The organism is Vibrio sp. RM-69-4 (assembly GCF_024743775.1).
Taxonomy (GTDB): domain Bacteria; phylum Pseudomonadota; class Gammaproteobacteria; order Enterobacterales; family Vibrionaceae; genus Vibrio; species Vibrio anguillarum.
On record NZ_JAMQXI010000012.1, the window covers coordinates 1 to 4973 of the forward strand.

Sequence of the window (4973 nt, forward strand, 5' to 3'; positions counted from 1 at the left end):
ACACCGTAAACTCTGAACTTCAATTTTGCACTAAAGTCGCCAAGCGTTGACAATCCCTCTTGAGCCGTTTGTTAGGCCAACCAATTGACACCGAGACTTTCACAACCAAAGAACGAGCTTTTTTGTAAATTTGAAACAAACTAACCGATTCATTTATAAACCAAAATGCTGAATCAGCAAAGAAACAAAAAACTCAAATTAAGCGGTTTGGAAGAAAAATGACGAGCGTAGCATGCTCGGCGGACGTTTGGATGCTGAAGGTTATTTTGCCGCTAAATTCACAACGATAAACAACCCAACGCGATCAAGAAACAACAAATATGTGATGACGATTTATTGCTTAAGTTCAGTCGGAGAACATGGAATTTACCGTTCAATTCAAACTCGTTTTAGCTGATAAAAACTCACTTTGCCTAACGCTCGGCTAAGGGGTTGACAACGCACCGCCAGACTCAAAAAAACACCGTAAACACTGGATTTCAATTTTGCACTAAAGCCGCCACGCGTTGGCAATCCCTCTTGAGCCGTTTGTTATGTGATTGTTGCACAAGATTTACATTAAGGGCTCAGCTATAATCCATACGCACCAAGTTAACTATAATAAAATGGACATGATATGAAAGCTCTTATTTATGAAACTCTTATTAGCCTTGCAAACCAAGACCCTGAACAACATGCAAAAATTCGCGAAAATCTGTATGAACAGTTGGGCTTGCCTTTGGACAAACAATTAGCTCTATACTCTAGAGCCCTTGGGCCAGCAAGTTCAGGAAAACTTGAAAATGACCAAGCGATCAATAATGCAGTTGAAAGTGCCATTAAGCTGCTAGAAACACCTGAGCACTAGCCTTGCATTACTAAATATCAGCGGCCCACAACGTCAAGGGCCGTTTTTATATGCTCATTTTCTAACAAATTCTCAACGAATTTAGACAAAATTATCACTAGTAATACTTTTAGAGAAAACTAAAACCTCGATTTTTGAGACAACTCCCTTCTTTGACGGCATGCAATAAGAATCTTGTTCTTTTCAATTATCGTTGAAGAATGCCAATCAATGATTTCATTCAACGATCTGAAACATCCCAAACAAATATCCATTTCATCTAAACAGCACTGTTTAATACACGGTGACTTGGGCTCTTCGACCTCACTCATTTTCCTATCTTCCATAACAAAAATCCTATCACATTTCCGCAGTAGTCTTTATTAATGAAATCATAGTAAAGAATTCGGCGTACACTAGCACATAACGCCCGGCTAAGGGGTTGACAACGCACCACCGAACTTAAAAAACACACCGTAAACACTGAACTTCAATTTTGCACTAAAGTCGCCACGCGTTGGCAATCCCTCTTGAGCCGTTTGTTATATTTTCATTCTCTACGCTAACGTGACCGACTGTTTAGGATTGCCGAAAAACCATTAACAAACTGATATTTCTTGCTTTTCCAAAACTGTAGCAGCTTCCGCACGCTCAATGATTTTTAGCAATACAGATTGAATCGCTTCGTCTTCGCGGGCATCTTTGTCACTTGTAAAACGTTGTATTTGGGGATCAGCATTTTCTTCAGGTAAAAAGGTGATAACGACTTCGGTCGCCAAGTCCGTCGTTTTACCGAAATACTCTAATGATATTTGCGGATAACCTTTGAAACCTCTTTGTACTCGTTTCAATATGCGTTTTTTCGCTTTATCCACGTTCATCATGAATCCTTTTGGTTGCTGAACTTAAAAAAATATAACGCCCAATTAAGGGGTGAACAACGCCTCCACACAACTTAACGCATTGTGCCATAAACACTAAATTTGAAGTAGAAGCAAAAGTGCCAAGCGTTGAGAATCCCTCTTAAATTGCTTGTTATATACCCGTTTGCTTTTTTAAAAAGTAGCTTGTAAAAGTTGGAGGCATATCCGGTAACTGACCAAATAAAACATAACCTTGTTTTTTATAAAAGTCTAAGGCTTGGAATGACGTTGTTTCCAAACGGTAGTTTGTGACACCTTTTGATTGAACATAGTTTTCAAGCTGTTGTAGTAGCTTTGAACCCAAGCCGTTTGACCGAACAGAATCAGAAACCCAAAGCCCCTGAATGTATAACCAACCCCACTTAATTTCACCTAGGATTCCGCCAACGGTTTGGTTGGCGCTATCTTTAACGAAAGAAGATATGGTTTCTCGGTGCAACGTACCGGTATGAATTTCATTGAATCCATTGAGTCCGTTTTTTAGCGCTTCAAAGTCGCTATCATTTGGTTGAGATACTTCTGTGATTCTCATGGCGCTGATTTCTCCGTGGGTATATAACGCCCGCTTAAGGGGCAGACAACGCTACTACTAACTTTCCGCATAACACCGTAATCACAAAAACCAACGCATGATAAAAATGCCACGCGTTGGCTGTCCCTCTTGAAGCGTTTGTTATAGCGGTGCTTTAGTTGCCCATAGAAATATGATGCGTTGCACACAGCTTATTTCCTGCTGGATCGCGTAAGTAAGCTAGATACATTTTTCTTTCTCCGCTTACCCTGAGACCTGGAGGATCTTCGCAAGCTACACCGCCATTAGCTAAGCCTGCTGCATGCCATGAATCCACTAACTCTGGGCTACTGACTTTTAAGCCAATTGTCATTCCATTACCATGAGTCGCCAGCTCTCCATTTATTGGCTTCGTAATTCCAAGCACACCATCTTTGTTTATGTAAAGACAGCGACCTTTAGCATCGATAACACCCGATGGATAACCTAAAACAGACAATATGGCGTCATAAAAAACCTTAGATTTTTCAATATCATTGGAGCCAATCATAATATGACTAAACATACTTGTTCCTTTTGTTGAGCAAAAATCGGGATTTACTTTGAGGCATCAATTGAGCAATGTCTAGGTTGAAATGTGAGATAAGCTATAACGCCCGCCTAAGGGGCTGGCAACGCATTACCACAAAACTCAATCACAACAACGTAACCACTTCGGCTCATTGGGACTGGAAACGCCACGCGTTGACAGTCCCTCTTGAGGCGTTTGTTAAATTGCAATTGCTCGCCGCTTTGATTGGGCAAATACTGTAATTGAATTTTCTGTTGTTCTCTCTACTTCAAAATAACCACCTGACATTGAAAGTTGACGCGCATTCAATGCGTCGGAGCCAAGTTTTTTAAACCAATACGGTGCAAGAGAGCATTGTGCTGAGCCTGTTGCTAAATCCTCAGATATGCCAATTTTGGGAGCAAAGTATCTTAGAACATAACCACTATTACCATTTGCAGCCGTTACAATCAGAGCATGGTATTCGTTGATTTCTCTCAAGCGATCATCATCTGGCTGGAAATTCATGACAGCCTCCACCGAAGGCAAAACCAAGACTAAGTCTCGGGTAGAAAAAACATCAATCGCATCCGTCGCTAAATCAGAGATTTCTACTGGAACGGCACAAGGCTTTGCTTCCCAACTTGGTAATACCAATGAATATTGGTCATCTCTTTTAGAAATCACCACTTCACCGTATTTACTGTTAAAAACTACATTTTCCAGTTGGTACTTAGAAAGGATCGCTGCACCAGCGCCTAAACTCCCGTGACCACAAAGATTAATTTCACCATCCAATGCAAACCAACGAATGTGAAACCGTCCGTCGACGTGAGTAATGAAAGAAGTCACAGGCTGTCCAACTTCACGGGTTATTTGATGTAACTCGCTATCGGAAAGCCAGCCATTTAGCTCTAGTACCCCGCAAGGATTGCCAAAGGCCGATTTGCCAATAAACACATCATAAATATCAATTTTGATAATCCACCATCCTTGACTGCAATTTAACGCCCGGCTAAGGGGTTGACAACGCACCGCCAGACTCAAAAAACACACTGTAAACACTGAACTTCAATTTCGCACTAAAACCGCCACGCGTTGGCAATCCCTCTTGAGCCGTTTGTTATGCAAATTCAATGAGATAAGCTGAATTTACACGACCAAAAGCCACAATTGCAATGGTTGAGTGATTCAAGAACCAACCCAAGCCAGAGCCATGATAAATAAGCCGCCAAAACAAAGTCCACCGTTCAACAACAAACCAAGCTTTTGAATGAGACAAACTCAACAAGCAAGACTTTCAGCAAATGCGAAATACTCGATAAGCTTGCCCTTTCCACACTTTGCGCCCACTGAATTTACAACGCGCCAGCGCTAAAACTGATTGAGGCAAACAAAGAACCTTGCCTGTTTTACGATTTAAGTTAACCACGAATTTGAGGGTGAAAATGCTCATTTGCCGACAACACCAAACGAATGGCCGGAGAAATCCTAAAAGATTGAACCCCTAAATTTACCTGAGTTGCATAACGCCCGGCTAAGGGGTTGACAACGCATAGCCGAACTCAAAAAACACACTGTAAACACTGAACTGCAATTTTGCACTAAAGTCGCCACGCGTTGGCAATCCCTCTTGAGCCGTTTGTTAGCTGCTGCACTTTAGCCGGAGATTGACTACCCAACGGCCTAATTTAAAACACATTATTGTTTCAAACGACAAAGTAAAACGGACAATTTAGAAACTAAAACCTAATCCACGAAACGCACTTGGCAAAGAAGAAATAACAGGAAAACTTGGCGAGCTTCTAGGACTTGAATTTACAAAGAATTCTTTCGAAGAAGCCAACAACCAAGTGCTCAAAACCCATTTAGGCGCGAAAGAGCTTCAAAACCAAAGAAGCCACACCAAAGAAATAAACAAACACACCACTTCCCGTAAACAGACTTCGGTTAGTTCGAGCGCTTCACGAACAGTGCCACTGGCGAGATACATGGAAAAGTGCTGACTTTCAGGTGTAAAGCTAGAGCCTCTGACTAAGAAAAATAAGCGCTTAATTTTATGATTTTTCTTAACCCCAGCTAACGCCCGGCTAAGGGGTTGACAACGCACCGCCGGACTCAAAAAACACACTGTAAACACTAAACTTCAATTTTGTACTAAAG

The 4973-nt window shown here is 41.4% G+C and carries 6 protein-coding genes; 1 reads left to right on the top strand and 5 read right to left on the bottom strand.

What is annotated here, in order from left to right; genetic code table 11:
• The first annotated feature begins 616 nt into the window (after nucleotides 1–616).
• Complete coding sequence (locus NB504_RS01115) at nucleotides 617–847, top strand: PAS factor family protein (RefSeq protein WP_013868597.1); 231 nt, start codon at nucleotides 617–619, stop codon at nucleotides 845–847.
• Between the two features lie 119 nt (nucleotides 848–966).
• On the opposite strand, the gene NB504_RS01120 is transcribed toward NB504_RS01115, so the two are convergent.
• From NB504_RS01120 to NB504_RS01145, 5 genes are all read right to left on the bottom strand, one after another.
• Nucleotides 967–1173 carry a DUF1289 domain-containing protein gene (locus NB504_RS01120; RefSeq protein WP_017048743.1) on the bottom strand — a complete coding sequence of 69 codons (207 nt, stop codon included), beginning with the start codon at nucleotides 1171–1173 and terminating at the stop codon, nucleotides 967–969.
• A 252-nt stretch (nucleotides 1174–1425) separates the two neighbouring features.
• Nucleotides 1426–1707, bottom strand: a complete 282-nt coding sequence (locus tag NB504_RS01125; RefSeq protein WP_170895745.1) for a hypothetical protein — start codon at nucleotides 1705–1707, stop codon at nucleotides 1426–1428.
• 154 nt (nucleotides 1708–1861) lie between these two features.
• Nucleotides 1862–2281: an N-acetyltransferase gene (locus NB504_RS01130; protein WP_258428097.1), complete on the bottom strand. Its 420-nt coding sequence runs from the start codon at nucleotides 2279–2281 to the stop codon at nucleotides 1862–1864.
• A 154-nt stretch (nucleotides 2282–2435) separates the two neighbouring features.
• Nucleotides 2436–2825: a VOC family protein gene (locus NB504_RS01140; protein ID WP_088729594.1), complete on the bottom strand. Its 390-nt coding sequence runs from the start codon at nucleotides 2823–2825 to the stop codon at nucleotides 2436–2438.
• Between the two features lie 204 nt (nucleotides 2826–3029).
• The gene (locus NB504_RS01145) at nucleotides 3030–3770 is read right to left on the bottom strand and encodes a PhzF family phenazine biosynthesis protein (protein WP_258428098.1); all 741 of its coding nucleotides are present in this window, start codon (nucleotides 3768–3770) and stop codon (nucleotides 3030–3032) included.
• Between the last annotated feature and the right edge of the window lie 1203 nt (nucleotides 3771–4973).

Bases quoted from the DNA above. Each gene is read 5' to 3' on its own strand.
- NB504_RS01140 (WP_088729594.1), bottom strand. From the start codon at position 2,825: ATGTTTAGTCATATTATGATTGGCTCCAATGATATTGAAAAATCTAAG.
- NB504_RS01125 (WP_170895745.1), bottom strand. From the start codon at position 1,707: ATGAACGTGGATAAAGCGAAAAAACGCATATTGAAACGAGTACAAAGA.
- NB504_RS01120 (WP_017048743.1), bottom strand. From the start codon at position 1,173: ATGGAAGATAGGAAAATGAGTGAGGTCGAAGAGCCCAAGTCACCGTGT.
- NB504_RS01115 (WP_013868597.1), top strand. From the start codon at position 617: ATGAAAGCTCTTATTTATGAAACTCTTATTAGCCTTGCAAACCAAGAC.
- NB504_RS01130 (WP_258428097.1), bottom strand. From the start codon at position 2,281: ATGAGAATCACAGAAGTATCTCAACCAAATGATAGCGACTTTGAAGCG.